At 34.4% G+C, this 26,142-nt stretch carries 30 protein-coding genes and 2 pseudogenes; 31 read left to right on the forward strand and 1 reads right to left on the reverse strand.

The features are described from left to right. Nucleotides 1-11: 11 nt before the first annotated feature. The 17 genes and pseudogenes from PLX19_RS14240 (at nucleotide 12) to PLX19_RS14320 (ending at nucleotide 13,285) form a co-directional block, all read left to right on the forward strand. Nucleotides 12-380, forward strand: a complete 369-nt coding sequence (locus PLX19_RS14240) for a flagellar export chaperone FliS (RefSeq protein ID WP_272189310.1) — start codon at nucleotides 12-14, stop codon at nucleotides 378-380. Continuing rightward, complete coding sequence (locus PLX19_RS14245; RefSeq protein ID WP_272189311.1) at nucleotides 370-642, forward strand: flagellar biosynthesis protein FlgG; 273 nt, start codon at nucleotides 370-372, stop codon at nucleotides 640-642. Before PLX19_RS14240 ends, PLX19_RS14245 begins: the two co-directional genes overlap by 11 nt. Before the next feature lie 277 nt (nucleotides 643-919). Further along, nucleotides 920-1,327 carry a flagellar basal body rod protein FlgB gene (gene flgB / locus PLX19_RS14250; protein WP_272189312.1) on the forward strand — a complete coding sequence of 136 codons (408 nt, stop codon included), beginning with the start codon at nucleotides 920-922 and terminating at the stop codon, nucleotides 1,325-1,327. 17 nt (nucleotides 1,328-1,344) lie between these two features. Next, nucleotides 1,345-1,758: a flagellar basal body rod protein FlgC gene (gene flgC / locus PLX19_RS14255; RefSeq protein WP_272189313.1), complete on the forward strand. Its 414-nt coding sequence runs from the start codon at nucleotides 1,345-1,347 to the stop codon at nucleotides 1,756-1,758. A 22-nt stretch (nucleotides 1,759-1,780) separates the two neighbouring features. Continuing rightward, nucleotides 1,781-2,077, forward strand: coding sequence for a flagellar hook-basal body complex protein FliE (gene fliE / locus PLX19_RS14260; protein ID WP_272189314.1), 297 nt, complete (start codon nucleotides 1,781-1,783; stop codon nucleotides 2,075-2,077). Nucleotides 2,078-2,100: 23 nt separating this feature from the next. Next, the gene (gene fliF, locus PLX19_RS14265) at nucleotides 2,101-3,654 is read left to right on the forward strand and encodes a flagellar basal-body MS-ring/collar protein FliF (protein ID WP_272189315.1); all 1,554 of its coding nucleotides are present in this window, start codon (nucleotides 2,101-2,103) and stop codon (nucleotides 3,652-3,654) included. Between the two features lie 12 nt (nucleotides 3,655-3,666). Further along, nucleotides 3,667-4,671, forward strand: a complete 1,005-nt coding sequence (locus tag PLX19_RS14270) for a flagellar motor switch protein FliG (RefSeq protein ID WP_272189316.1) — start codon at nucleotides 3,667-3,669, stop codon at nucleotides 4,669-4,671. After that, a complete protein-coding gene (locus PLX19_RS14275; RefSeq protein WP_272189317.1) occupies nucleotides 4,658-5,359 on the forward strand; it encodes a FliH/SctL family protein in 702 nt (233 codons plus the stop codon). The genes PLX19_RS14270 and PLX19_RS14275 overlap by 14 nt, the downstream gene beginning before the upstream one ends. Beyond that, nucleotides 5,356-6,660, forward strand: a complete 1,305-nt coding sequence (locus PLX19_RS14280) for a flagellar protein export ATPase FliI (protein WP_272189318.1) — start codon at nucleotides 5,356-5,358, stop codon at nucleotides 6,658-6,660. Before PLX19_RS14275 ends, PLX19_RS14280 begins: the two co-directional genes overlap by 4 nt. Before the next feature lie 179 nt (nucleotides 6,661-6,839). Further along, nucleotides 6,840-7,250 carry a cytoplasmic protein gene (locus PLX19_RS14285; RefSeq protein ID WP_272189319.1) on the forward strand — a complete coding sequence of 137 codons (411 nt, stop codon included), beginning with the start codon at nucleotides 6,840-6,842 and terminating at the stop codon, nucleotides 7,248-7,250. Between the two features lie 10 nt (nucleotides 7,251-7,260). Next, nucleotides 7,261-8,367 (forward strand): flagellar hook-length control protein FliK, encoded by a 1,107-nt coding sequence (locus PLX19_RS14290; RefSeq protein WP_272189320.1) that lies wholly within the window; start codon nucleotides 7,261-7,263, stop codon nucleotides 8,365-8,367. A gap of 3 nt (nucleotides 8,368-8,370) precedes the next feature. Continuing rightward, nucleotides 8,371-8,829: pseudogene (locus tag PLX19_RS14295) on the forward strand (flagellar hook capping FlgD N-terminal domain-containing protein); the annotation flags it as partial. 84 nt (nucleotides 8,830-8,913) lie between these two features. After that, complete coding sequence (gene flgE / locus PLX19_RS14300; RefSeq protein WP_272189322.1) at nucleotides 8,914-10,194, forward strand: flagellar hook protein FlgE; 1,281 nt, start codon at nucleotides 8,914-8,916, stop codon at nucleotides 10,192-10,194. A gap of 56 nt (nucleotides 10,195-10,250) precedes the next feature. Further along, complete coding sequence (locus PLX19_RS14305; RefSeq protein WP_272189323.1) at nucleotides 10,251-10,586, forward strand: DUF3964 family protein; 336 nt, start codon at nucleotides 10,251-10,253, stop codon at nucleotides 10,584-10,586. A gap of 114 nt (nucleotides 10,587-10,700) precedes the next feature. Further along, entirely contained in the window at nucleotides 10,701-11,186 is a 486-nt protein-coding gene (locus PLX19_RS14310) for a FliG C-terminal domain-containing protein (protein WP_272189324.1), read from the forward strand. A gap of 63 nt (nucleotides 11,187-11,249) precedes the next feature. Further along, nucleotides 11,250-12,158 (forward strand): chemotaxis protein, encoded by a 909-nt coding sequence (locus PLX19_RS14315; RefSeq protein WP_272189325.1) that lies wholly within the window; start codon nucleotides 11,250-11,252, stop codon nucleotides 12,156-12,158. Nucleotides 12,159-12,343: 185 nt separating this feature from the next. Then, nucleotides 12,344-13,285, forward strand: coding sequence for a DNA-binding domain-containing protein (locus tag PLX19_RS14320; RefSeq protein WP_272189326.1), 942 nt, complete (start codon nucleotides 12,344-12,346; stop codon nucleotides 13,283-13,285). 322 nt (nucleotides 13,286-13,607) lie between these two features. On the opposite strand, the gene PLX19_RS14325 is transcribed toward PLX19_RS14320, so the two are convergent. Beyond that, entirely contained in the window at nucleotides 13,608-14,429 is an 822-nt protein-coding gene (locus tag PLX19_RS14325) for a flagellin N-terminal helical domain-containing protein (protein WP_272189327.1), read from the reverse strand. A gap of 239 nt (nucleotides 14,430-14,668) precedes the next feature. Here PLX19_RS14325 and PLX19_RS14330 point away from each other — a divergent pair. The 14 genes and pseudogenes from PLX19_RS14330 to PLX19_RS14395 all read left to right on the forward strand — a co-directional run bounded on the left by PLX19_RS14330 (nucleotide 14,669) and on the right by PLX19_RS14395 (nucleotide 26,061). Beyond that, a pseudogene (locus tag PLX19_RS14330) lies at nucleotides 14,669-15,149 on the forward strand (DinB family protein). A gap of 358 nt (nucleotides 15,150-15,507) precedes the next feature. Beyond that, nucleotides 15,508-16,212: a lytic transglycosylase domain-containing protein gene (locus tag PLX19_RS14335; RefSeq protein WP_272189328.1), complete on the forward strand. Its 705-nt coding sequence runs from the start codon at nucleotides 15,508-15,510 to the stop codon at nucleotides 16,210-16,212. A 56-nt stretch (nucleotides 16,213-16,268) separates the two neighbouring features. After that, nucleotides 16,269-16,493 carry a flagellar motor switch protein FliN gene (locus PLX19_RS14340; RefSeq protein WP_272189329.1) on the forward strand — a complete coding sequence of 75 codons (225 nt, stop codon included), beginning with the start codon at nucleotides 16,269-16,271 and terminating at the stop codon, nucleotides 16,491-16,493. A 14-nt stretch (nucleotides 16,494-16,507) separates the two neighbouring features. Further along, the gene (fliM, locus tag PLX19_RS14345) at nucleotides 16,508-17,494 is read left to right on the forward strand and encodes a flagellar motor switch protein FliM (protein WP_272189330.1); all 987 of its coding nucleotides are present in this window, start codon (nucleotides 16,508-16,510) and stop codon (nucleotides 17,492-17,494) included. 17 nt (nucleotides 17,495-17,511) lie between these two features. Beyond that, complete coding sequence (locus tag PLX19_RS14350; RefSeq protein WP_272189331.1) at nucleotides 17,512-17,871, forward strand: FliM/FliN family flagellar motor switch protein; 360 nt, start codon at nucleotides 17,512-17,514, stop codon at nucleotides 17,869-17,871. A gap of 12 nt (nucleotides 17,872-17,883) precedes the next feature. Beyond that, on the forward strand, nucleotides 17,884-18,207 hold the full coding sequence (locus PLX19_RS14355) for a flagellar motor switch protein FliN (protein WP_272189333.1): 324 nt from the start codon (nucleotides 17,884-17,886) through the stop codon (nucleotides 18,205-18,207). Next, a complete protein-coding gene (locus tag PLX19_RS14360; RefSeq protein WP_272189335.1) occupies nucleotides 18,204-18,962 on the forward strand; it encodes a flagellar biosynthesis protein flip in 759 nt (252 codons plus the stop codon). The genes PLX19_RS14355 and PLX19_RS14360 overlap by 4 nt, the downstream gene beginning before the upstream one ends. A 46-nt stretch (nucleotides 18,963-19,008) precedes the next feature. Continuing rightward, complete coding sequence (locus tag PLX19_RS14365; protein WP_272189336.1) at nucleotides 19,009-19,281, forward strand: flagellar biosynthetic protein FliQ; 273 nt, start codon at nucleotides 19,009-19,011, stop codon at nucleotides 19,279-19,281. 19 nt (nucleotides 19,282-19,300) lie between these two features. Further along, a complete protein-coding gene (locus PLX19_RS14370; protein WP_272189337.1) occupies nucleotides 19,301-20,062 on the forward strand; it encodes a flagellar biosynthetic protein FliR in 762 nt (253 codons plus the stop codon). A gap of 10 nt (nucleotides 20,063-20,072) precedes the next feature. Beyond that, nucleotides 20,073-21,119: a flagellar type III secretion system protein FlhB gene (gene flhB, locus PLX19_RS14375; protein WP_272189338.1), complete on the forward strand. Its 1,047-nt coding sequence runs from the start codon at nucleotides 20,073-20,075 to the stop codon at nucleotides 21,117-21,119. A 23-nt stretch (nucleotides 21,120-21,142) separates the two neighbouring features. Next, nucleotides 21,143-23,209 carry a flagellar biosynthesis protein FlhA gene (locus tag PLX19_RS14380; protein WP_272189339.1) on the forward strand — a complete coding sequence of 689 codons (2,067 nt, stop codon included), beginning with the start codon at nucleotides 21,143-21,145 and terminating at the stop codon, nucleotides 23,207-23,209. 17 nt (nucleotides 23,210-23,226) lie between these two features. Then, nucleotides 23,227-24,492 carry a flagellar biosynthesis protein FlhF gene (gene flhF, locus PLX19_RS14385; RefSeq protein ID WP_272189340.1) on the forward strand — a complete coding sequence of 422 codons (1,266 nt, stop codon included), beginning with the start codon at nucleotides 23,227-23,229 and terminating at the stop codon, nucleotides 24,490-24,492. A 46-nt stretch (nucleotides 24,493-24,538) separates the two neighbouring features. Next, nucleotides 24,539-25,312: a flagellar hook-basal body complex protein gene (locus PLX19_RS14390; protein WP_272189341.1), complete on the forward strand. Its 774-nt coding sequence runs from the start codon at nucleotides 24,539-24,541 to the stop codon at nucleotides 25,310-25,312. A 62-nt stretch (nucleotides 25,313-25,374) separates the two neighbouring features. Further along, nucleotides 25,375-26,061, forward strand: a complete 687-nt coding sequence (locus PLX19_RS14395; protein WP_272189342.1) for a methyltransferase domain-containing protein — start codon at nucleotides 25,375-25,377, stop codon at nucleotides 26,059-26,061. Nucleotides 26,062-26,142 lie beyond the last annotated feature (81 nt).

Below are 26,142 nucleotides of genomic sequence, written 5' to 3' on the forward strand. Positions count from 1 at the left end.
GAGTTAATAGTATGCAAGCGTGGCAAAGATATATGCAAAATGACATTATGACGAGTAATCCAATTAAAAATACAATCTTTATTTATGAAAGATGTATTGTTGAGTTTCGTAAAGCAGAAGGATTACTAAATGATTTTCATTTTCAAGAAGCAGATGAAGTATTAGATAAATTAGAACGTATTTTTGATGAATTAAAGTTGCAGTTAAATCCGGACATTAGTAAAGATTTATATGACAACTTATATTCATTATATGACTGGATTAGTAAGCAAATTCAAACAATGCAGATAGCACGTGAAGCAAAAAATACAGACGCGGTTGTTCAAGTACTACAAGATTTAATTGAAGGATACCGCGGGGCGCTAGAAAATGAACAGTGAAGCATATAATAAATTTGTAAGTTCTTTTAACGATACATATGAAGTCATTGTGTCAGAAGAGGAATTAAACGTGAGAATGAAAGAGTTTAATACATGGTTTATTACATTAGATAAGGCGATGCGTCTTCAAGTAGCAAATGAAGTAACGCCACTTATTACCAAGGCGGCAGAACAAATTCACTATAAACAGTGTACTTTGGAAGAAATGATTTTAGTAAATGATGGAAGAATGAAAGCAAATTCATACTACGGCAAGTATTAAGATTTTCATATATAAAGGAGAAGCGATCGTATTCGGAAGGATCATCGCTTTTTCTTTTGTTTTCTTTCAAAAGGTACTTAATTTTATAAAAAAATTCGTATTAAAAGAATATAGCGTGAAAGAAATGTTCATTTTTTTTATTTTTTTTTATTTTTTTAAAGACAATATTGTGAAAATGACATAAAATATTAAAAGATACTTAATAAAGCGGTATTTAAATAAATAGATGTATATTAAATCTAAATATAAAAATGAATCGATGGAAGAGGGTGGAAGTATGCCAGATTTTATTAGTAGTGTGGGTCATTATATGAATTATTTAGTGACAAAGCGAAATGCCGTTTCAAATAATATTTCAAATGCGAATACGCCTGGATTTAAAGCGCAAGAAGTTGATTTTTCTGAGCAGCTTACAGGTAGTAATGAATTGTATAAAAAAAATGAACTAGATTTGCAAACAAATAGCCAAATGTATCAAACGAATCCAATGCACTTACCGCTAGCAAATGAATCGAATACATATGCAAAAATTAGAACAAATACTTTATCTGATAAAGAAGATGGAAATAGTGTTGATATGACGAAAGAAATGATTGATCTTGTGAAAACGAATCAGCTATATGGCATATCTATTAATGCGATTAATACGGAATATGCAATTAATCAAGCAGCTAGAGGACGTTAAAGAAAGAGGGGAAATACATGTTTCAGGCAATTAATGCTAGTGGATCTGGATTGACAGCAGCAAAGAAATGGATGGAAGTTACTTCTGATAACATCGTGAATGCAAATACGACGAATGGACCTAATGGAGGCCCGTATCATCGCCGCAGTGTTGTGTTAGAACAAAATAATAGTTTTGCAAGTATGCTGCAAAAAGAACCGGATACAGGGGTGAAAATATCTTCTATTGAGACGGATTCAAATGAGAACCTTGTTTATGATCCTTCGCATCCACAGGCAAATGCAGAGGGGTATGTACGCTATCCCAATATTGATTTGACAGCCGAAATGACAAACGTAATGGTTGCACAAAAAATGTATGAAGCAAATACAAGTGTACTTAATGCGAATAAAAAAATGCTTGATAAAGATTTAGAAATCGGAAAAGGTTAAGAGACAGAAAGGAAGCGGGAATATGAAAATTCAGCCACTTGTTAATACGCAGCCATTTAGCGGGATTCAATCGCTGGCAGCACCGAAAAATTCTTCTACACCAGTGGAGGGGAAAAAGTTTATTAATTTATTGGAAGAAATGAATCAAACACAAAATAATGCCCAAACGGCAGTATACGATTTACTTACAAAAGGTGTAGGGGATACACATGAAGTGCTTATTCAACAAAAAAAGGCAGAATCACAAATGAAAACAGCAGCTGTTGTTCGAGATAATCTTATTGAAAATTATAAACAGCTTATGAGTATGCAAATTTAGAGATATGGACGGATGTGTGTGAAATGGAAAAAATAAAAAGCCTTTTCCAGTCGTTAAAAATGTGGCATAAGATGGTGATTGGAGCCGCTCTTTTGGCCATTGTTACAGCTGGATTGCTATATTACACTTTGCCTGATAAGTATGTTGTTGTTTATCAAAATTTAAGCGATAAAGATAAACAGGACATTACTGTTGAATTATCAAAGCTAGGAGTTGACTATAAGCTAAATCAAGACGGATCGATTGGTGTTTTAAAGAAAGATGCCACAATGATTCGAAAAGAAATGACAGGAATGGGTTTACCGTTCAACTCAAAAAGCGGGGAAGATATTTTGCTTGAAAGTTCTCTAGGTTCTAGTGAGCAAGACAAAAAGATGAAGCAGCTTGTTGGAACAAAGAAGCAATTAGAGCAGGATATTGTAAGGAACTTTGCGACAATTGAAAGTGCTAATGTCCAAATTACTTTGCCAGAAAAAGAAACAATTTTTGATGAAGCGAAGGAAAAAGGGACAGCAGCTGTGACAATTGGTGTGAAAAGAGGACAAACATTAACAGAAGACCAAATTATGGGCATTCAATCTATGATTAGCGCTGCTGTTCCAGGTGTGAAAGCGGAAGAAGTGAGCGTGATTGATAGCCAAAAAGGCATTATATCAAAAGGTGCAAGTGAATCAAAAAATACGGGTTCATCTTCTTATGAAAAAGAACTAGAATTACAACAAAAAATTGAAGATAGATTAAAGCAAGACATTGATTCAACATTAACGTCTATGTTTAAGTTAGATGAATTTAAAGTCAATGCAAAAGTAGCTGTAAACTATGACGAAGTCACAAGACAATCTGAAAAATACGGAGATAAAGGTGTACTTCGCAGTAAACAAGATCAACAAGAGAAATCAACAGCACAAGAAGGCGCAGCACAACAAAGTGCAGGAATTACAGCAAATGGTCAAGTTCCAAATTACGGAACGACGAATCCGCAAAATGGAAAAGTTGTGTATGATCAAAATAGTGGAAATAAAATTGAAAACTATGAAATTGATAAAACGGTTGAAACAGTTAAGAAACACCCAGAATTAACAAAAACGAATATCGTAGTTTGGGTAGATAACAAAACATTGACACAGCGAAACATTGATATTAATGCTTTTAAACAAGCAATTGGCACAGCGGCAGGACTGCAGGCGGATCAAAATGGAAACTTTGCAAATGGCCAAGTTAATATCGTAACTGTACAATTTGATGAACCGAAGAAAACAGAAGCAAAACCTGAACCAGAAAGTAGCTTCAATTGGTGGATCATTGGAGGCGTTGCAGTTGGCCTATTATTAGTAGGCGGTGTTTTATGGTATTTCTTAGCGAAGCGCAAGAAAAAACAGGAAGAACAGTTTATTCCAGAATTTGATCCGGAAATAAGCGAAGAAGCTGCGACAGTTGAAGAGGATGTGTTGTTTGATCAAGAGATAGAAGAACCAGAATCGAAAGGAACATCTTTAGATCAAGAAGTACAACAAGTGACAAGAGAACATACTGAAGGTACTGCAAAAGTTATTAAAAAATGGTTAAACGGACAGTGAGGGACATAAGTTATGATAGAAGGAATCTCTTCAAAAGAAAAAGCCGCCATACTAGTTCGTATGTTAGAAGAAGATGTGGCAACAAAAATTATTGAATATATGAATGAAGAGGAAAAAGAGGTACTGCTTCGAGAAATTGCAAAGTTTCGTATGTATAATCCTGAAACGTTAGAAAACGTATTAGGAGAATTTTTATATGAATTAAACGTGAAAGAATTGAATTTAGTTACGCCGGATAAAGAATATATTCGTCGTATTTTCAAAAATATGCGGGAAGAAGAGTTGGAGAAGCTATTAGAAGACTTATGGTACAATAAAGATAATCCATTTGAGTTTCTCAACTCACTGACGGATTTAGAGCCATTATTGACAGTGTTAAACGATGAGTCACCACAGACAATTGCAATTATTGCGTCGTATATAAAACCGCAGCTTGCTTCAAGATTAATTGAAAGATTGCCAGATTATAAAAGAGTGGAAACGGTTATGGGAATTGCAAAGCTTGAACAAGTTGATAGTGACTTAATTGCACAAATTGGTGATTTATTAAAATCGAAATTAAACATGATGGCGTTTAGTGCGATTAACAAAACAGATGGATTAAAAACAATTGTAAATATTTTAAACAATGTTTCTCGTGGTGTAGAGAAAGCAGTGTTTGAAAAGTTAGATGATATTGATTATGAACTATCTGAAAAGATTAAAGAAAACATGTTTGTCTTCGAAGACTTACTGCGTCTTGATGATATAGCAATGCGCCGCGTACTAGAAGAAATTACTGATAACGGACTCATTGCAAAAGCATTGAAAATTGCAAAAGAAGAAATTAAAGAGAAATTCTTTACTTGCATGTCTAGTAACCGTAAAGATATGATTTTAGAAGAGCTAGATGGCATTGGTCCATTAAAAGTGACAGATGCTGAAAAAGCACAACAAACAATTACAAGTACGGTGAAAAAGCTAGAAAAAGAAGGACGAATCGTTGTTCAAAGAGGTGAAGAAGATGTCCTTATTTAAAAACAGAATTCCTAAGAATTCTGTTTCTTTTTCACATGAAACGTATGAGTTACAATTTCCAGAAGAAATCATATTGTCAGAAGAAAATATGGAAGAAGTAACAAAAATAAGCGCAGCTAAGGAAGAATTGCTTGCACAACAGGAACAATTACAATTACAAATGCTTAAGGTTCGACATATGGAAAAAGAGCTAGAAAAAGAGAAAATAAGACTTCAGCAAGAGCGAGAACAGTTTAGCTTATTACAAGAAGAGCATCGAAAACAAGTGGAAGCCGATCGTAAGGCATTGTTTGAAGAGCAGAAGGAAATGGCCGTTGAATGGTCAGAATTGCTTTGGGATCAATCACTGCAGCTTGCACAAAAAATTGTCAATCAAGCGATCGATATGCGGCAAATGGAACTATTACCAATTTTAAAAGGAATTGTTCAAACATTACCAACATCGTTTGAAAAACTTATTATAACGGTTCATCCGGAAACATTTGAACAAATTGAACAGGAAAAGGTGACAGCAAAAGAATACTGGCTTCTTGAACTTGTTGAGTGGAAGTATGACTTTTCTCTACAGTTTGGTGAGTTTATTTTAGAAGAGGAAAAAGAGTTTTTCGAATTTAAGTTCAGTCCAATTTTTGAAAAACTACGCCAGCAATGGGAAGAAAAGCAATTATTTGAGGGACAGAAAGTATGAAAGAGCGCCTTGTAACAGAACATGAAAGATGGAATGAGTTTATTGAAGTGCCGTTCTATATTCAAAAAGGGAAAGTACATAGTGTACAAGAACAATTTTTTGTTTCAAAAGGACCGAAAGCAAAAATTGGTGATGTTTGTCACGTTGGGGAACATAACGTCTTATGCGAAGTGATTGCGATTGAAAAAGAAAACAATATGTTGTTGCCATTCGAACAAACAGAAAAAGTATGTTATGGTGATGCGGTTACGCTCATTAGTGAAGACGTTGTTGTACCGCGTGGAAAGCATTTACTTGGAAAAGTGTTAAGCGCAAATGGCGAAATTATAAACGAACGAGAAGTAACTGTGCCATTACAAAAAATAAAGCTGGATGCACCGCCAATTCATGCGTTTGAACGTGAAGAAATTACAGAAGTGTTTGAGACAGGAATTAAATCGATTGACGGAATGCTGACGATTGGAATTGGCCAAAAAATTGGTATTTTTGCAGGTTCAGGTGTCGGAAAATCAACACTGCTTGGTATGATTGCGAAAAATGCGAAAGCTGACATTAATGTCATTAGTTTAGTTGGTGAACGAGGTCGTGAAGTAAAAGACTTTATTCGAAAAGAATTAGGCGAAGAAGGCATGAAGAAAAGCGTTGTTGTTGTAGCAACTTCTGATGAAAGCCATCTTATGCAACTTCGTGCTGCAAAGCTAGCAACTTCTATTGCAGAATATTTCCGTGATCAAGGAAATAATGTTCTTTTAATGATGGATTCTGTGACTCGTTTTGCTGATGCAAGAAGAAGTGTTGACATTGCGGTGAAGGAATTGCCGATTGGCGGGAAAACACTTTTAATGGAAAGCTATATGAAAAAATTACTTGAACGTTCTGGGAAAACGAAAATAGGCTCTATTACGGGTATTTATACAGTTCTTGTTGACGGAGACGATTTAAATGGTCCGGTACCAGACTTAGCACGGGGAATTTTAGATGGACATATTGTGTTAACACGTGATTTAGCTACATTAAATCATTATCCAGCGATTTCTGTGTTAGATTCTGTAAGTCGGATTATGGAAGAGATTGTTACACCAGAACATTGGCAGCTTGCAAATGAATTAAGAAAAACATTATCGATATACAAAGAAAATGAGTTGTATTTTAAACTGGGGACAATTCAAGAAAATGAAGAAAATGCTTATATTTTTACATGTAAAGATAAAATAGAAGGTATTAATATGTTTTTAAAACAGGGTCGAACGGAAAGCTATCGTTTTGCCGATACAATTCAACACATGTATCATGTTGAATAAAGACCTCAATATTGAGGTCTTTTTTATCTTGCTATTTTGGGCAGTGAGATCCTCTACATATGGAAGCATAATTTTATTGCAAATCATTATTACATTTTTGAATATTTCACAGATTTTTTTATGAAAAAACTATATAATAGGATATAAGGAATGTATAATAGAGGAGGGTAAAAAAATAGGTGAATGAAAAGCAGTATGACATTATAAAACTACAAATGAATCAAGAGAAAGAACAAGTTTTAAAAGAGGTATACGAATTAACGGCACAGAAACGAACTTTAGAAGAAAAAAAAGCGTATGATTTGTATGTTTTCAAGTCACGAAGTAAAGTGATACAAACAAACGAGCGCATTCGTATTGGTATGCTATCTTCTCATACATTTTCACCTGAAAGAATCGAAGAATGGAATAGAAAAATACAAAAGATAGAAGGGTTTATTCAAAAAAATGAAAGACTTTTGGAGAAAATAAAAGAAAAAGAACGTGTAATTAATGAAATGTTTCAAGAAGATTGTAAGAAGCTTCTAAAAAAACATGAAAAGCATGAAGAAAAAATGTTACTTGACTTAAGAATGTGCATGAATAGATGAGGTGAAAAAGATGATTGAATTTGTCCTGCCAGTGCAAATCCAGATGACACAACGAAGAGACAGTCAACTTCAGTTGCAATCAAAAGAAGAGGACAATTCTTTTTCAAAAAAAATGAATGAGAAGTTAGTGAAAAAGAACGATTCACAACAAACAGAAAAAAATGAACCAACGAAAGAAATAAAACAATGTGTTCAAGAAGGAAGTAAACTTCAGAAAAAAGAGTTGCCTGTCTTAAAAGAAGAGGCGGAAGAGAAAAAATCAACCGAAGAATTATTAGTAGCCGTTTCAGAGCAAATACTGGCAATTCAGCAATTACATGCGCAACCAGAATTGTTATATCAATACATACAGAAATTACAAGAGTTGTGTAAAACATATGGTAATATAAAACTAAACGAATTACCACCGAATGAATTGCAGAAGCTCGTTTCGTTTGTGAAAGATTTAAATATCCAAAATACTGTATGTACAGAAGAAACAATTCAAATGACGTTAGATAAATTAGCACCTCCTGAAAAAATGATGGAATTTGCAAAAAATGTTCAAAGTGAAACTTGTGATTTAATGAAGAAAGATTTACCGCAAGAAGTAACAACAGTACTAAAGAAAGAAGAAAAAGCGAAGCCGATTGAATTAGGTGATACAGATGTTCAGCTTATAACAAGGGAGCATGATGTAAAACAAATTTTTTCAGGAAATGACCAAGGTGTGAAGGAGAATATCCAAACACAAAAAGTATCTCTTCCTGACCTTGGAAAGAAAATGGAAGCGCAAGTTGAAGAGTTGCAAAAATTTGTTGTGAGGCAAGAACGTGTTCTCTTTCAGTTAAATCCAGAAAAGCTAGGTACATTAACGGTTTATATGAAAAAGCAAGGGGATCAAATTGAAGTTCATGTTGAAATGGATAAACATGATGTGAAGAAACGCGTAGAACTTATCTTTGATGAACTAAAAACGAAATTAAAAGATAAAGAAATCCATATTGAACTATCTTATACAGATAAAGACCAAAAGCGGGAGAGACATGAAAGAGAGCAACCACATAAGCCAAAACAAGTGGTTGTAAGGGAAGAACAGAAAGCAGAGCAAGACTTTGCTGGGTTATTGGAGGAATAGAGAATGCCATCTATTGGACTAAATACAACAAATACAAATCAAATCTCGGCGCCGCAAATGCAGAATAATGGGATTGCAAGTGCAACCCAGCAAAAAACGAATGGAGTTATGGGAAAAGATGATTTTCTAAAGCTCTTTTTAACAAGCTTACAATATCAAGATCCATCGAATGCGATGGATATGAATCAAATGATGAATCAAATGTCGCAAATGTCTCTTATGGAGCAAGTGCAAAATATGACAAAGGCTGTAGATTCTTTGCGAGAAACAATGTATACAACACCATTAGATAGTGGTATGAAATTTTTAGGTAAATATGTTAGAGGTGTAGATGGCAACGGGACGGAAGTACAAGGTAAGGTTGATACTGTCCGTCTTGGAGCAAATAATGACGTGCAACTTGTAATTGGCTCGAAAGTAGTATCACTTCGTTTTGTCGAAAGGGTTTCTGATCAAGAAATTGACTTATCGGAAGGAACGCAGCCAACTACTGAAACAACAAACAAGTAAAATAAAAAAACAATTGTTAAGGAGTGTACAAATAATATGATTAAAGCATTATATACAAGTATTACAGGAATGAACGCAACACAAAACGCATTAAGCGTTACTTCAAATAACATTGCTAACGCACAAACAGTTGGTTACAAAAAACAAAAAGCAATTTTTGATGATTTGTTATATAACAATACGATTGGTTCCAGAGGTAGTGACACTTATGCTGGTACGAATCCGAAAAGTATTGGTAACGGTGTAAAATTAAGCGGAACAACAACAGATTTTACAACAGGTTCTATTACGATGACAGGTGTAAAAACACAAGCAGCAATAGACGGTAATGGATTTTTCATGGCAGGCGATATAAATGGTGGGAATGTACAATATACACGTAAAGGCACATTTGATGTATCAAGAGATTATAAAGTAATTACTGGTGATGGCCAATATGTTTTAGGATATGGTGTAAAACCTGGAACAGAACAAATTGATACTTCAGGCTCACCACAACCAATTTCTATTCCACTAGGATCGGCCATTCCAGGGGTGCGTACGGATAAAGCTTCCGTACTTGGGAATATCGACAGAAATCTAAAAGATATGGTACAAGATTTTAATGTTTTTGATGATGCTGGAAATAAAATCATTATGCGTGTGCAGTTTAACAAATCAGCAAATCCTGGTGAATACGATTATTCAGTATTAACAAAGAACGTTTCTAAAAATGAAAAAGAATTTACTCCAGTAATGGATAATGGGGCACCGTTCAACAAGTCTCTTACTTTTGATAATAAAGGAAACCTGATTAAAACAGATGTTCCAGTAGTACGTGATAATGTTACTGGTGAAATTACACAAGGTGGAACCGTAGCGGTTCCGTTTGACGGTACGTCAATCACATTAAATATTGGTGGTTTAACAAATTATCCTACGGAAAAAACTTTAACTGCAAAAGACATAACAGGAAATGCAGCAGCAGTAGCAAATGATTATTTCATTGCTGATGGAGGTTATGTGATGCTGAAATATTCAGATGGTGGTATGAAAGTAGCTGGACAATTGGCAGTAGCAACGTTCCCAAATGCAAATGGATTGATGAAAACAGGTAATGGTAACTACATTGCAACATCTTCAGCTGGGGAGCCTTCTGTTGGAGGAGCTAATGGTTCATCTACCAAAGTGATGGGAAGCTCACAAGAAGGATCTAACGTTGATTTAGCAGTAGAGTTTGTTGACTTAATGCTTTATCAAAAAGGATTCACAGGTAATGCAAAAGTAATTAAAGTAGCAGATGACGTGTTAAATGAAGTTGTAAATTTAATCCGCTAAGCAAGAAGATATAGAATCTATATCTTCTCATTATGAATAGTGAGGTTTCTATAAGTATGACAAGAGAACAAAGAATTTTACTGTTGCCATTTTTTAAAGATAAACGAGGATTGGCAGAGCAAATAATGAATATAGAACAACAAGAACATCAATATTTACCAAATCAATTTGAAATTAAACAAGTGCCGCCATACACGTTTGGAGATAAACAAGTAGTAATTGGCCGCATTCATGAGTTTTATTTTATTGGCATTTACAAAGACAACGGCTGGAAGTATCAAGCGTTTACTGATGTGATAAAGTGTCGCTCATTCTTTATTGGATTGTCCGGTATTACGGATCAGCAGTTAGCTTTTTGGTTCAATAATATAGAGTTGTTAGCAGTTTCATAAAGTACCCCTCTTTTTTAGTGGGGTTACATCCTTCCTTAGATAAGAAACTTTTATCCCGCATTAACGGCTATGAGTTTCCTGTTAAATGCGAAATAATAAGGAGAGAAAACGAATATGGCACAAAATAAATACCGCGTAACGTTTGTTTCGCCAAGTGAAATTGAGCAGCGGACTATTATGTCAGGAAATAGTTTACCAGATGTAATTCGCAAAGTTGAAAGTGTGATGGAAGATCCTAATGGCTATTTCATAAATGACAAAAAAAATAATTGTTATTTCAAAGTTATAAAGCAAAATGTTTCGTTTATTCAATATGAGCTTTTATTTTCTGATAAAGCAATTCATATTGAAAAGATAAAGCACGTTGCACCAACTGTTGTGAGAAAATTATTTCAAACGATGCGTACTCCCGAAGTATATGCACTTGCATTACTTGATGTTGATGAAGAGACAAAAGCTTTTCTTCTAGCAGAAATGGATGATCATCTTCGTGTACAGGTTGAAAAGGAACTTACACAAAAGTGGGAAGTTACACCATCTGAAATATCAGAAGCACAAGAACTATTACTTGATACGCTCGTTTCACATACAAACGAATAAGGTTACCTTTATTCAACGAAGTATAACAATAATATAACCAGTGGAGAGGGGATTAACTCACTTATGTCACAAGCACAGAGTATTTTATTAGAAAGTGGAACAAATGAATTAGAAATCGTTACATATACAATTGCGGATAACTTATTTAGTATAAATGTTATGAAAGTACGTGAAATCATAAATCCATTTCCTGTTACAACAGTTCCAGAAGCACATCAAGCGGTAGAAGGTGTCGTACAAGTACGCGGTGAAATTTTACCAGTTATTAACTTAGCGCAAGCATTAAACTTAAAAACAAATAAACCATTAGATCAAACTAAGTTTATTATTGCAGAACTAAACCAAATGAAAGTCATTTTCCGTGTTGAGGAAGTACATCGCATTCAACGTATTTCATGGGAACAAATTGATGAACCGGCATCTTTATCGATGGGATTAGAAGAAACAACATCAGGAATTGTTAAGCTTGACGGAAAAATCATTTTATTACTAGACTATGAGAAAATCGTTTGTGAAATTAGTAATACTGGCTATGACACACAAAAACTTCCAGCATTAATAGAGAAAACAGATCGTGCGGAAAAAATTATTTACATCGCTGAAGATTCTGCAATGCTTCGTCAAATATTAGAAGAAACATTAACAACAGCCGGATATACGAAGATTAATTTCTTCAGCAATGGTGCAGAAGCATTGGCACAAATTGAAAAACTAGCAGAAGAACAAGATGAGAAGATGTTCCAGCATATTCACTTGCTAATTACAGATATTGAAATGCCGAAAATGGATGGACACCATTTAACGAAAGTAATTAAAGAGCATAAAGTAATGCACAAGCTACCAGTTGTTATTTTCTCTTCATTAATTACGAATGAACTGTATCATAAAGGCGAATCTGTTGGTGCAAATGCACAAGTAAGTAAACCAGATATTCAAGAATTAATTGGACTTGTAGATAAACTTGTTTTATAAAAATATGAAAATTCCCCCTTTTTATAAAAAGGGGGAATTTTCATATTTTTATATTTTTATACAGTTTTGTTTGTTAATTGTTGACATATAAATTTAGGATATTATAATATTAACATGTAAAATTTTCTATTTTTATAAATGACAAGGGGAGTATTCATAAGAAATGAGAGGTGTAAAATAGGGAGATGGCACATCAAATAGCAATTTCCGTATTAGAATCGTTGCAGAAACTAATACAAAAAACAGAGGAAAATTTGGAGGCAGAATTTCGAAAAATAGAAAAGAATTTTCATGTAGGTTATGAAGAGTTAATAGCTTTATATAATAAAATGTCTATGTTTCAAATCGATATAGAAAAATTAGGTGGTTTTGCAGTATATGAACAATCAGATATTGCATGGTTAAAATCTGAATTAGACTTGCTACTAGAAGTGTATCATTTTTGTCAGCAGCACGATATGAATATTTTGAGTATTTCAGAATATATAAGTCAGGACAAGTTGCAACTTTTTTCAAAAACACCGAGTCAATTACAAAATACGTACTATAAATTACGAAAACAAGAAATACCACTGGAAAATATAATGAAACAAAAACCAGGACGAAAACGAAAAAACGATTTTACAAAACAATCAATTTCTAAACATATGAAAAATCGAGAAGAAGAAAAAATGAAAGAACCAAGTGGAAAAACAGAAAAAAATCTCGTGACCTTATTATCAGGAATCGTGAATAATTTTCAAGTGATAGATACAAAAGATTATCAGCAAGAAAATGAATTACATCACTTTATGGAAGGTATTTATAAACTATCTAGTATGGCGGCAGAGCGCACGAAGGAAGAGCAGAGTGTAGATGAATTAAAAGAGCAAATTAACGCTCTGCGTGCTGAAACAGAGCGATTACGAGTAGAAAAGGAAGAACTCCTTAAGGATATGAAAGGAGTCACAAATAATATTATTCATTTTATTACAAGTTCCGACGTGGAACAAATTCGGACACTTCCGTATTTTGTAAATGTGTGCAAGCAAGAGTTATATAAACTTGGATTATATAATGGTAAAGCAGAAGGCCAATTAAAAGTTATGATTGATCGTAGTGGGCAAGTCGTGTCAGTGGTGAAATAAGAGAAGGCATCTGATTTGAACTGCACCTCCAATTGTTAGACACAGTCTAACAATTGGAGGTGCAGTTATTTATGGCTAACTTTTCTTCAAAGGAGAGAATACGAGCAGTAAAACGATATATAGAGGGTACTGAAGGGGAGAGGGAAATTGCTAAATCTATAGGTTTTGATTCCAGCGTTCTCTAGCTTGCATACGAGTCATAGTAGCAAGTTTAGTTGCATCATCAGCGGCATAGTTAATACGTTTACTTGTTTATTTCTATATAGAAAAATACACCGCTCTGCAAGCAGGGCGGTGTATTTTAGTTATATCATCAAATGGATTATTGTAATAATTTACTTACCATTTGTGGTGTTTGGTTTGCTTGAGAAAGCATGCTGATACCAGCATCGTTTAAGATTTTGAATTTCGTCATTTCAGACATTTCTTTCGCCATATCAGCGTCTTCGATTTGAGAAGCAGCTGCTGCCATGCTTGTAGCTTGGCTAGTTACGTTGTTTAAGTTATGGTCTAAACGGTTTAATTGAGAACCGAAAGTTGCACGTGCGTCAGCAACTGTTTGGATAGCTGTATCTACAGCGTCCATTGCAGTTTTAGCATTAGCTGCAGATTTTAAATCACCAACAGCACCACCCATTAGTGTTTTTGAATCTGCATCGACAGCTGAAATTGTAAGTGTATCGCCAGATACATCAGAAAGTTGTAGGTCAACGTCTTTACCGCCACCAGTTTTGTCTAAAATTGTATTTCCGTTAAAGTTTGTTTTATCAGAAATATGATCAATTTCTTTAGCTAATGCTTGGAATTCTAAGTCTAAAGAATCTTGGTCTTTTTGTTGGTTTGTACCGTTTGCAGATTGTGTTGCAAGATCACGCATACGAAGTAAGATGTTTGAAACAGAACCTAATGCTGAATCAGCAGTACGAAGTAAAGACATACCATCTTGTGTATTACGAGCACCTACTTCTAGGCCGCCTTCTTTTGAACGCATACGAGTAGCGATTGCTAAACCAGCTGCATCATCAGCTGCACTGTTAATACGTTTACCGCTTGATAAACGGTTCATAGCAGTATTCATTTTGTCTTGGTTTTGGCGCATGTACTCTTGAGTACGCATGCTGTTTACATTTGTGTTAATTCTCATAATAAAGAACCCCCATTTTTTTGTTTGTATTTTTTTAAATTGATCTTTTGTTAATCGTTAAAGTTCGATATATCAATCAATCAATTTCTGACTTGATTGTAACTCTTATTTTGGGACATGTCAACAATAAATTTGAATTAATAAATATATAAAAATATAATTTTAATGATTTACTTGTTTTTATAGGGTTTTTGGAGGTTTTTCTCTAAGTTTTTTTGATTATATAACTATATAAATCCATTTTCATTAGTAATTTTAATTATTATTCATCCTGGTTAAGTACTTTAGAAGAAATTGATGAATCATTATGGTTCAAATCGATAGTGGAAGAGAAATGGTCGGTAATTAAGATTATCGCTCATATATATGAATGGGGATCATCATCTATTAATAGAAATCCTTCCATCTGTACAAAATGATAAAGGAATGGAGTCTCTAGATTTTGATACATATAATAAAAAATCAAATTACGCAAAAACAGGTATATCATCATCAAAATTTTTTATAGAAGCAAAAGATAAAAGGGAACTACTTATAAAAGAACTTAGCAAATTGCCGACCGAAAAGTTAACACAGCTATTAACTGCAAATAATGGAACTCATTGTCCTCATACTGGAACGCCTTATTCACTTATATATATTGTTAAGGAATTTACAGATCATGATAACCATCACAAAAGACAAATGATACAATTTTTAAAGGAAAACAACTTGGACTAATTCAGGTTGTTTTTTTATTTTTTTACGTCTTAGGCATTGTCGAGAGGGATATTTGCCATTGTGTTTAATGGATATGCTTTATGAATCATGGTGTACTCTTATTTCGTTTTTGTGAAAATAATTCTTGTTATATAGGAGTAAATAGTGCTATTTGTTTTAATGTTATTGGTAGAATTCTTTATATATATATCTTTCTTCATATTTATATACCTTCTTACATTACAGTGTATTTCATCTTTTAGTATGCTGAAAAAACAACAATCTTCACGAAAACGGCTTATTTTTAAAAAGGATTATTGCAAAGTAAAGCAAAAAACTCTAATATTAAGTTATCTTTGTTTCTTAAAAAGGTGATATTATGATAATAAGAAATGTAGTAAAAGAAGTTCTTTCTTATAGAAAAGAACAAGTGCAACAAAAATTAAGTAGTCCAGAGGCATTTGTAAATAGTACATTTGGACAAGCGCTTCAAAGTGAAACAATAAAGGAACCGAAAGAGATTGCACAGGTTTCGAAAGTAGAAAATGATCAGGAAGTAGAAATGGCCCAGGCAACGAATACCGATTCATTGCAGGTGGCCAATCAGGAATTTACGCGTCGTTTTTCTGATAAGAATAACCAAGGAATAGATATGTGGGGATTAACGAAAAAGTATGATATTCAAAATATACGTCCTAGTAATGAAGGAAAGTATGAGGATATTATTCAAAAAGTTAGTACTACATATGGAGTTCCAAAAGCGTTAATTCAAAAAATGATTGAAGTAGAATCAGACTTTAATCCAAATACAGTTTCTTCAGCAGGAGCAAAGGGATTAATGCAGCTTATGCCGGAGAATGTGAAGGAGCAAGGTGTGAAAAATCCATTTTCACCAGCTGAAAGTATTGAGGGCGGTGTCAAAGAATTAACCGGATATTTGAAAAAATATAACGGTGATCTTGTGTTGGCGCTTGCTGCTTATAATGCAGGGCCAGGAAATGTGAATAAGTATGGAGGTGTACCGCCGTTTCGAGAAACAGAAAACTATATTAAAAAGATATTAAACATCGCTGTTTCTAAATAAAAGAATTCTTATAAGTATAACGGAATTTTGTAAACACGATATGGGAGTTGCGAGAAATGAAATTACATGAAGATATTCCATTAACAATTCATTTTGAAGTTGGAAAAACAAAGAAAAAGATTGATGATTTGCTTCATATTACGAAAGGGACATTGTATCGCCTTGAACATTCAACGAAAAATACAGTTCGTATTATGTTAGAAAACGAAGAAATTGGTATTGGTAAAATTTTGACCAAAAACGGAAAAATGTACGTTGAAATTATCGAGTTGAAGGGATAGGAAAGGGGATTTTCATGAGCGGCGATAAATTAAGCCAAGATCAAATTGATGAATTGTTAAGAGCGATGAATGAAGGGGCAGAAATGCCTGATTTTGCACAAGAAGCGGAGAAGAAAGAGAAGTTTCAAGAGTATGATTTTAATAGACCGGAGAAGTTCGGAGTAGAGCATTTACGAAGTTTACAAACGATTGCGGTAAACTTTGGAAAGCAGACGTCTCAGTCGCTTGCGGCGCGAATGCGTCTTCCGGTTGATTTAGAACCACCAACAGTTGAGCAAGTTCCATTTACAACTGAGTATGTGGAGAAGATGCCAAAAGATTATTATTTATATTGCGTAATTGATTTAGGTTTGCCGAATCTTGGTGAAATTGTCGTTGAAATGGATTTAGCGTTTATTATCTATATTCATGAATGTTGGCTTGGTGGCGATTCGAAGCGTGATTTTACACTTCGCAGGCCGCTGACTTCATTTGAGTTTTTAACGCTTGATAATCTATTTACTGTTATTTGTGATAATTTGAAGAGGGCGTTTGAGGGAGTAAGTGAGATACAGCCGCATCTTGTGGCAACAGAAACAGATCCGAATGCTCTTAAAATTACAACTGCAAGTGATATTATTTCACTCTTAAATGTAAATATGAAGACGGAGTATTGGAATACAACAGTGCGGTTAGGAATTCCGTTTTTATCAGTCGAAGAAATTATGGATAAGTTAACGTCAGAAAATATTGTTGAACATTCTTCTGATAAACGAAAAACATATTTTACAGAAGTCGAGGCAGAAATACAAAAAGTACGTAAGCCAGTACACATAGCGATTGGCGAGCATAAGATTTCAATTGGTAGTTTGAAACAGCTTGAAGAAGGAGATATTATCCCGCTGCAAACAAAGGTAACAAATCAACTGCGTGGATATGTTGATGGTAAACATAAGTTTAACTGTTTTATCGGAAAAGATGGTACGCGAAAAGCATTTTTATTTAAAAACTTTGCAGAGTAAGAGAGGAGGATAAGGATATGAAGTATGAGGTATCATCTGTTGCGCTAGTAAATTTAGAAGAGTGTACAAAAGATGAAAACCAGCTACCCAAAGCGCACATTGAAACCGTTTCAGATATTTCTGTTGAACTTGGTGTACGACTTGGAAGAACAAGATTGACACTTGGTGACGTGAAAAATCTGAGGGTTGGCGATATTTTGGAAGTGGAGAAAAATTTAGGGCATAAAGTAGATGTCTATTTAAGTAGTGAAAAAGTAGGAATTGGCGAAGCGATTGTAATGGATGAAAATTTCGGCATTATTATTTCTGAAATTCAAGCAGATAAGAAAAAAGTCGTATTAGCTGCCATGAAGCAAGAGTTAAATGAGAATGAATAGGGGAGGTGTCATATGAGCTATATGACGACCTTGTTGCAAGTTTTATTATTATTTGGTGCTCTCGGCTACGGTGCATACTATATGATCAAAAAGACGAGAAAGCATCAGTTTTTTAAGCAAGGAGAAAATGGTTTCATTCAAGTGAAAGACGGCATGTACGTGAATCATCAAACGAGTGCCTTCTTATTTGAAGTAGACGGAAAGCAAGTGTTTACGATTGTAAGTAATAACGGCAGTCATTCGATCCAACTGTCAGGAAATCAGTTTCATAAGGTACTAGAAGATGCGATGAAAGAGGAACAAATTCAGCAGAAAAAAGTAGAGGATGTATTATGAAAATAAAAAAAATTATATCTTCTATTAGTATTGTTTTTGCATTTTCTATTGTTTTTTGTATTATTTTTGCAAATTCGGCGTATGCAGAACCAAATGGTTTTATTCATTTCGATAATGGAAAAGAGTTTACGAATAATTCAAGTGTACAGCTGTTCTTACTTGTAACGCTTTTATCATTATCTTCTTCCATTGTGCTGCTGTTTACGCACTTCACATATTTTATGATTGTTCTTGGAATTACTCGTCAAGGGCTGGGCGTTATGAATTTACCGCCAAACCAAGTGCTTGTTGGTTTAGCACTATTTTTATCATTATTTACGATGCAGCCTGTTCTTGGACAGTTGAAGAGTGATGTATGGGATCCGATGACGAAAGATAAAATTACAGTAAGTGAAGCAGCAGTGAAGACAGAACCGATTATGAAAACTTATATGGCAAAGCATACATATAGCCATGATTTGAAGATGATGTTAAAAGTTCGAAATGAAAAATTGCCAAAAGATATGAAGGATATTTCTTTATTTACTCTTGTTCCGTCTTTTACATTAACTCAAATTCAAAAAGGGTTATTAACCGGAATGTTCATTTATTTAGCGTTTGTTTTTATTGATTTAATTATCAGTACATTGCTTATGTATCTCGGTATGATGATGGTACCACCGATGGTTTTAAGTTTACCATTTAAAATACTCGTTTTTGTATATATAGGTGGATATACGAAAATCGTTGATATTATGTTTAAAACGGTTTCTTAGCGACCTTTAGTCGCTATGTATTATATGTGATAGGAGTCATATTTTCATGAATATATCACCAATTACAGAAATTTTTCAAACGTTTTTTTATAAAGGATTTGAAATTTTACTCCCGGTTGCGGGGATAAGTATGATCGTCGTAATTATTCTGGCGGTATTAATGGCAATGATGCAGATTCAAGAACAGACGCTGACGTTTTTACCAAAGATGGCCGCTATTATTTTTACAATCATTATACTTGGACCTTGGATGTTTCAAGAAATTACAACGTTAATTGTAGATTTGTTTGATAAAATTCCGACGTTACTACGTTCATAATGAAGAAGGGTGACGGAAGATGAATATGGATTTATGGGTTGCAACATTTTTTGCATTTTGTCGTATTGCTTCATTTTTGTATTTTTTGCCGTTTTTTTCAGGACGATCCATGCCGGCAATGGCGAAAATTACATTTGCACTTGGATTATCGGTGACAGTAGCTGATAAAGTGAATATTTCTCATGTTCAGACGATATGGGATATCGTTGGTTACGCGGGAACGCAAATTGTAATTGGGTTAACGCTTTCGAAAATTGTAGAGCTTTTATGGAACATTCCAAGGATGGCAGGAAATATTTTAGATTTTGATATTGGGTTATCACAGGCGAGTCTATTTGATGTAAATGTTGGCTCGCAATCGACATTGATTTCAACGATGTTTGATATTTTCTTTATGATTATTTTCGTTGCGCTTGGCGGAATTAATTATTTTGTGGCGACAATTTTGAAGTCGTTTCAATATACAGAAGCAATTTCACAGCTATTGACGAAAAGTTTTTTAGATAGTTTACTAGCAACGCTATTATTTACGCTCACGTCTGCAGTGGAAATTGCACTCCCGCTTATGGGTAGCTTATTTATTATAAATTTCGTATTAATTTTAATCGCAAAAAATGCACCACAGCTTAATATTTTTGCAAATGCATATGTATTAAAAATTACGTGCGGTATTTTATTTATTGCGATGAGTATACCAATGTTTGCGTATGTATTTAAAAACTTAACAAACGTATTACTTGATGAATATACGAAACTATTTAATTTTTTCTTAACGAAATAGAGGGACGGTTATGGCAAAAGACAATAAAACAGAAAAAGCCACCCCGCAGAAGATTAAAAAAGCACGTGAAGAAGGGAACATTGCAAGGAGTAAAGATTTAAATAATTTGTTTTCTGTGCTTGTTTTAGCAACAGTTATTTACTTTTTCGGTGATCGTCTCGGATATGATATCGCGAATTCGGTTACAGTACTATTTGATCAAATTGGAAAGAAGACTGATACAACGGAGTACTTTTATTTAATGGGGATGCTTCTATTAAAAATATCTGTACCTATTCTTGTGCTCGTTTATGCGTTTCATATCTTGAATTATATGGTGCAAGTACGTTTTTTATTTTCAGCAAAAATTATTAATCCGAAAGTATCGCGTATTAATCCGAAAAACTATTTTACGAGATTATTTAGTAGAAGAAGTGTCGTTGATATTTTGAAGTCACTATTTTATATGCTTCTTCTTGGCTATGTGGCGTATGTTATTTTTAAACGGAATTTAGAGAAACTTGTGAGCATGATTGGATTTAATTGGAGTGCGTCACTCGTTGAAATTATAGGACAAGTTAAATCAGTATTTTTAACGATTTTAGTTATCCTTGCTGTTGTTTCTATTATTGATTTTATTTATCAAAAGTGGGAGCATTCACAAGATTTGAAAATGAAAAAAGAAGAAGTAAAACAAGAGCATAAAGATAACGAAGGGGACCCTGAAGTAAAAGGAAAGCGAAAAAGTTTCATGCATGCCATATTACAGGGAGCGATTGCAAAAAAGATGGACGGTGCCACCTTTATTGTGAATAACCCGACCCATATTTCTGTAGCACTTCGTTATGATAAGCTAGTCGATGCAGCGCCGATTGTTGTAGCAAAAGGTGAAGATGAGCTAGCGCTCTATATGCGAACGCTCGCACGTGAACAAGATATACCGATGGTAGAAAATCGACCATTGGCGCGTTCCATATATTATCAAGTTGAGGAAGATGAAGCGATTCCGGAAGATTTATATGTTGCTGTTATTGAAGTTATGCGCTATTTAATTCAAACGAAACAAATTGAAGTATAGGGCGCGTTTGGAGGAGATTCTGTTTGTTTAAGATAGATTCTGCAAGAACTTATTTTTCTATCTTTTTAGCAGTGTCATTTATTGTGGCACTTTTAATTCCATTGCCAACATTTATATTAGATGTCGTTATTGTCTTTTTACTTGGTATGGCAGTGCTTGTGTATATGAGAGCAACGAGTATTAAAGAGTGGGATGAGTTAAAGTCATTCCCAACATTACTATTATTAATTGGGATTTTCCGCGTTTCGATTAACGTTTCGACAACAAGGGCCATTTTAACGGATGGAAATGCTGGTCATGTTATTGAAGAGTTTGGTCAGTTTGTTATTGGCGGAAATTTATTAATTGGTATTGTTATTTTTATAGTACTTATTATATTCCAGTTTATTGTCGCAAATGGTGCGTCTCGTACTGCAGAAGTTGCGGCACGTTTTACACTGGATTCTTTGCCGGGTAAACAAATGTCAATTGATGCGGATTTAAATCAGCGCATTATTACAGATACAGATGCAAAAGAAAAACGTAAGAAATTGAATATGGAAACAGAGTTTTACGGTGCAATGGATGGTGCCGGAAAATTTGTAAAAGGTGATGTTGTTTTTAGTATCGTCATTTTATTCGTTAATATTGTTTTTGGATTAATTGTTGGGATGATGCAGCAAGGGATGGGATTCCAAGAAGCTGCCTATCATTACACAAAATTAACAATCGGCGATGGAATTGTGAACCAAATTGGTTCGCTATTATTGGCTATTTCGACAGGGATTATTGTTACACGAGTATTTGATGGATCATCTGATACCGTAAATGAAGGTATTTATAAAGAGTTAATGGCACATGACGTTGTTGTTTATGCGCTTGGTGGATTATTTATTGCGATGGGTATCTTTTCACCGCTGCCACTTATACCATTTCTAATTGTTGGTGGGGGCATTATCTTCTTAGGATACACCAATAAGCAGCGCTTAAAGAAAGAAAAGGATCAAGAGCTGCAAAAAGAATTAGAAATGATTCAAAATGATGAAGATCAAATTAAAAAAGTGGAAGATTCATTTGGTGTCTTTACGGATAAATATCCAATCATTGTTGAACTAGGTCTTGATTTAGCCGCGCTCGTGAAACAAAAAATTAATGGGGAAACGGCTCGAGATAAAGTTGTATTAATGCGTAAATCGATTATTACAGATTTGGGGATTAACGTTCCTGGTATTAACTTTAAAGATAATACTAGTTTTAGACCGCGCGGACGTTATGTGATTCGGATTAAAGGTGCAAAGGTAGCAGAAGGTGTTCTAAAATCGGGTTATTTATTAGCATTGAAAACACCAAACGTTATGGCAGATTTAGATGCTGAGCCCGCAAAAGACCCAATTTTTGGTGAAGATGGCTACTGGATTTTAGAGCATCTCGTACAAGATGCGCAAATGAAAGGCTATCAAGTATTAGAGCCGCTGAGCATTTTAATTACGCATTTAGATGTAATTATTCGTCGTAATGTACATGAACTACTGCAACGTCAGCATGTGAAAGATTTAATCCAATCGTTAGAAAACGATCACGCTGTATTATTAGAAGAAATTAAGAAAAAGGAAATTGATTTATCTCTTATTCAAAATGTCGTGAAACAATTGTTAAAAGAGGGAATTTCGATTCGGGATTTACCAACGATTATGGAAGGAATTATTGATGGAAAAGAAATATATCAAAATCATGCAGATGGCGTAACGGCTTTTGTACGTGAATGTATTTCCAAAGTAATTTGTGAGCATGCGAAAAACTATGATGGAAAAGTTTATGCAGCGTTGTTTTCAGATTCGATAGAACTTGATGCAGATGTTGTAAACAATTCATATCAAGGTTATTTATTAAACTGGGATTTAGAACAAGAAACACATGTCGTTGATCAAATTCAACATATCTTTAAACAGTCTCGTTTAATGGGAAGAGATCCAGTTTTATTAACACGTCGTAAAGATTTTCGATTCGGTATTGTAAGGTTGCTTGATCGCTATCAACTTGAAGCAAAAGTACTGTGCATAAGTGAATTAGCACCTGAAGTTGTTGTAGATCAAATTGCGTATATTGAGTAGGGCTGAGGTGAACAAAGGTGGAAAGTACAGCAAAGAAGGAAAGTATAAAGCGAATTCAAGCGGAGTCTAAAAGTGAATTGTATCATAAGCTTTTTGAAGAGCACGAAAATGATTATTATTACGTTATTGATGAAATAGTAAAGCGAAAAAAACCATTCTTTTGGAAAAAACAATATGAAATGATTGTGAAATTCCCTGAAAAAAATGAAGAAATGCAAGAACAATCAGAAATAGTAGAAGAACAATCAGAAGAGATGGTTCGTGCGCACAAGATACAATCGATTTTACATGATCTTGAGAATAAAACGCATAACATTCCGTATACACCAAAGCCATTTGCTCAAAGTGAAGAGTGGATCCAAAAGAAACAAAAATTGCTTCAAGTGTTCGATAACGGATTTGTTGTGATGAAAACTGTAGCAAAACAAGAAGAAAAGGTAGAAGCACCTACGTATACTGCAGATGAAACCTGGCAAAAGAAAGAACAAAGAGCAGCAGTACCGTTTATTATTAAAAAGGTACTTCGTACACTTGAACAAAATGAAGTGGAAGGGCATTTCCTAGCAGTATATGAAAAGAAATTGCGAGCGAAGTTTGAGCATACGTCTTTCATAACTGAAGAAGAAGTATTAAAGTTTATTCTTGAAGATATGAGAACATATTTTCATACAGAAAATGTGTTTGATAAGGAAGTACAAACGATTGCTTTAATTGGGCCAACAGGTGTTGGGAAGACAACGACGCTTGCAAAGATTGCTTGGCAGTTATATGAGCAAAATAAAACGGTTGGATTTATTACAATGGATCATTCTAGGGTTGGAACGGTTCAGCAATTGCAAGAGAGTGTAAAAATAATTGGAGCAGAAGTTTTGGCGGTACGTGATGCGGACGGACTGTCCCGAGCACTTTCCTATTTTAAACAGGAAGCACCTGTCGATTATATTTTAATTGATACAGCAGGAAGAAATTATCGCACAAAAGAATCTGTTCAAAGTATAATTAAAATGATGGAGCAGGCTCAGCCAGATTATATTTGCTTAACATTATCAGCTTCAATGAAGAGTAAAGATATGGTTGAGATTATTGCAAATTTCAAAGATATACAAATTAGTGGATTAATATTTACAAAGTTTGATGAAACGGCAAGTAGTGGTGAGCTACTAAAAATTCCAGCTGTTTCAACTGCACCAATTGTATTTACAACAGATGGACAAGATGTTACGCAACACTTGCATATCGCAACAGCTGAACATTTAGTTGAAAAGATGTTGTACATATCATAAATAGAGAGAGAGGGAAGAGTAAGGTTTAAGCCTTATTCAGTACAATATGAACGGTCTATATATTGGTTCTATGGGAATGATGAACTACATGCAGCATTTAAATGTACATGCAAATAATATTGCTAATGCCCCAACTACAGGGTTTAAAGCAGATCAAATGACATCAAAAGTGTTTGATACACATGCGACGTACCGCCAAGTAAATAGAAATAGAACTGCAGTTGGAACAGTTGATTATGCGGTTGTACCGGCTGCTACTCATGTGAATTTGGCACAAGGGACGATGCAAATTACAAATAGTGATACTGATTTTGCTTTAGAAGATGGAACGAATAATGTGGCTTCTTTCTTTGTTGTTTCAAAAAATAATGAAACGTTTATGACAAAAGATGGTCATTTTACTGTAAATGCGGATCGCTATTTACAAACAACATCTGGTGCATATGTACTTGATAGTAATAATGAGCGTATTCGTATTCCTGAGGGGGCAAAACTTGCTGTGAGCAAAGAGGGTACCATTTATGATGAAACGACACAGCAAAATATTGCGCGTCTACAAACGAAGTCAGTTGACGGAGACATGAAAGCACGTCTTGTAAAGCATGAAGACAAAAGCTTTACAATAGATGGAACGAACATTGCTGATTTACCAAATGGGACGTCCGCTGTTCGCAACTACATGTTAGAGAATTCTAATGTAGATATGGCGAAAGAGATGGTTGATGTAATGACGAACCAAAAGATGGTTCAAGCATCGCAGCGTGTAATGACAACATTTGATAAAGTGTATGATAAAGAATCTAATGAGATATTAAGATAAAGAAATACCTGAATAGGGTATTTCTTTTTTTATGTTAAAATAAAGAAGAGGGAGTGAAGAAAATGAAATTAGACATTGAAAGAGTTGTATTTATTGGCCGTACGTTTGAAGAGTACTGTGATATGTTCCAATTACGTAATGAGGACATACAAAATAAGAAAATATTAGATTGTCCAGCTGGTGCTTGTTCATTTACAGCAGTTGCAAATGCAAAGGGTGGAGATGTAACAGCTTGTGATGTTGTATATCAATTTGATGGGGAAGCATTATATGAAAAAGGATTACAAGATGTAATACATACGATGGAGCATATGAAAAAAGCAAAAGATAATTACATATGGAATTACTTTTCTAGTATAGAAGATTTACAGAAGCACCGATTAGATGCACTTCAAGTTTGCGGAGCAGATATGAAACATAACCCAGAGAAGTATGTGTATGCTACGTTACCTAACCTGCCTTTTCAAGATGAAGAATTTGATATAGCCTTATCAGCACACTTTTTATTTATGTATGGTGATCGCTTCGATTATGACTTCCATGTTGAGACGATTAAAGAATTGCTCCGCGTTGTGAAAAAAGAAATTAGAATTTTCCCGTGTATCGATTTAAAGGGTGAACGGTATGAATTTTTAGACGAGCTCATAGAAAACTTACGAAACAAAGGATGCGAAGTAGCAGAAGTACAGGTCCCATATGAGTTTCAAAAGAATGGAAATACGATGCTGCAAATTAAGAAGGGCTATTAGTAAAAAGCGTCTGTTTTGAGTAAATAACAGGATATCAATCTACAGAAATTAAAAAGAAGGTAATTTTCTATTTAGTAGGTG

Origin of the sequence: Bacillus sp. BP-3, from assembly GCF_028401955.1 — a bacterium.
Taxonomy (GTDB): domain Bacteria; phylum Bacillota; class Bacilli; order Bacillales; family Bacillaceae_G; genus Bacillus_A.

Excerpts from the sequence above, each read along its gene's own strand:
- PLX19_RS14240 (WP_272189310.1), top strand. The coding sequence starts at position 12 with ATGCAAGCGTGGCAAAGATATATGCAAAATGACATTATGACGAGTAAT.
- PLX19_RS14245 (WP_272189311.1), top strand. The coding sequence starts at position 370 with ATGAACAGTGAAGCATATAATAAATTTGTAAGTTCTTTTAACGATACA.
- flgB (WP_272189312.1), top strand. The coding sequence starts at position 920 with ATGCCAGATTTTATTAGTAGTGTGGGTCATTATATGAATTATTTAGTG.
- flgC (WP_272189313.1), top strand. The coding sequence starts at position 1,345 with ATGTTTCAGGCAATTAATGCTAGTGGATCTGGATTGACAGCAGCAAAG.
- fliE (WP_272189314.1), top strand. The coding sequence starts at position 1,781 with ATGAAAATTCAGCCACTTGTTAATACGCAGCCATTTAGCGGGATTCAA.
- fliF (WP_272189315.1), top strand. The coding sequence starts at position 2,101 with ATGGAAAAAATAAAAAGCCTTTTCCAGTCGTTAAAAATGTGGCATAAG.
- PLX19_RS14270 (WP_272189316.1), top strand. The coding sequence starts at position 3,667 with ATGATAGAAGGAATCTCTTCAAAAGAAAAAGCCGCCATACTAGTTCGT.
- PLX19_RS14275 (WP_272189317.1), top strand. The coding sequence starts at position 4,658 with ATGTCCTTATTTAAAAACAGAATTCCTAAGAATTCTGTTTCTTTTTCA.
- PLX19_RS14280 (WP_272189318.1), top strand. The coding sequence starts at position 5,356 with ATGAAAGAGCGCCTTGTAACAGAACATGAAAGATGGAATGAGTTTATT.
- PLX19_RS14290 (WP_272189320.1), top strand. The coding sequence starts at position 7,261 with ATGATTGAATTTGTCCTGCCAGTGCAAATCCAGATGACACAACGAAGA.
- flgE (WP_272189322.1), top strand. The coding sequence starts at position 8,914 with ATGATTAAAGCATTATATACAAGTATTACAGGAATGAACGCAACACAA.
- PLX19_RS14305 (WP_272189323.1), top strand. The coding sequence starts at position 10,251 with ATGACAAGAGAACAAAGAATTTTACTGTTGCCATTTTTTAAAGATAAA.
- PLX19_RS14310 (WP_272189324.1), top strand. The coding sequence starts at position 10,701 with ATGGCACAAAATAAATACCGCGTAACGTTTGTTTCGCCAAGTGAAATT.
- PLX19_RS14315 (WP_272189325.1), top strand. The coding sequence starts at position 11,250 with ATGTCACAAGCACAGAGTATTTTATTAGAAAGTGGAACAAATGAATTA.
- PLX19_RS14320 (WP_272189326.1), top strand. The coding sequence starts at position 12,344 with ATGGCACATCAAATAGCAATTTCCGTATTAGAATCGTTGCAGAAACTA.
- PLX19_RS14325 (WP_272189327.1), bottom strand. The coding sequence starts at position 14,429 with ATGAGAATTAACACAAATGTAAACAGCATGCGTACTCAAGAGTACATG.
- PLX19_RS14335 (WP_272189328.1), top strand. The coding sequence starts at position 15,508 with ATGATAATAAGAAATGTAGTAAAAGAAGTTCTTTCTTATAGAAAAGAA.
- PLX19_RS14340 (WP_272189329.1), top strand. The coding sequence starts at position 16,269 with ATGAAATTACATGAAGATATTCCATTAACAATTCATTTTGAAGTTGGA.
- fliM (WP_272189330.1), top strand. The coding sequence starts at position 16,508 with ATGAGCGGCGATAAATTAAGCCAAGATCAAATTGATGAATTGTTAAGA.
- PLX19_RS14350 (WP_272189331.1), top strand. The coding sequence starts at position 17,512 with ATGAAGTATGAGGTATCATCTGTTGCGCTAGTAAATTTAGAAGAGTGT.
- PLX19_RS14355 (WP_272189333.1), top strand. The coding sequence starts at position 17,884 with ATGAGCTATATGACGACCTTGTTGCAAGTTTTATTATTATTTGGTGCT.
- PLX19_RS14360 (WP_272189335.1), top strand. The coding sequence starts at position 18,204 with ATGAAAATAAAAAAAATTATATCTTCTATTAGTATTGTTTTTGCATTT.
- PLX19_RS14365 (WP_272189336.1), top strand. The coding sequence starts at position 19,009 with ATGAATATATCACCAATTACAGAAATTTTTCAAACGTTTTTTTATAAA.
- PLX19_RS14370 (WP_272189337.1), top strand. The coding sequence starts at position 19,301 with ATGAATATGGATTTATGGGTTGCAACATTTTTTGCATTTTGTCGTATT.
- flhB (WP_272189338.1), top strand. The coding sequence starts at position 20,073 with ATGGCAAAAGACAATAAAACAGAAAAAGCCACCCCGCAGAAGATTAAA.
- PLX19_RS14390 (WP_272189341.1), top strand. The coding sequence starts at position 24,539 with ATGAACGGTCTATATATTGGTTCTATGGGAATGATGAACTACATGCAG.
- PLX19_RS14395 (WP_272189342.1), top strand. The coding sequence starts at position 25,375 with ATGAAATTAGACATTGAAAGAGTTGTATTTATTGGCCGTACGTTTGAA.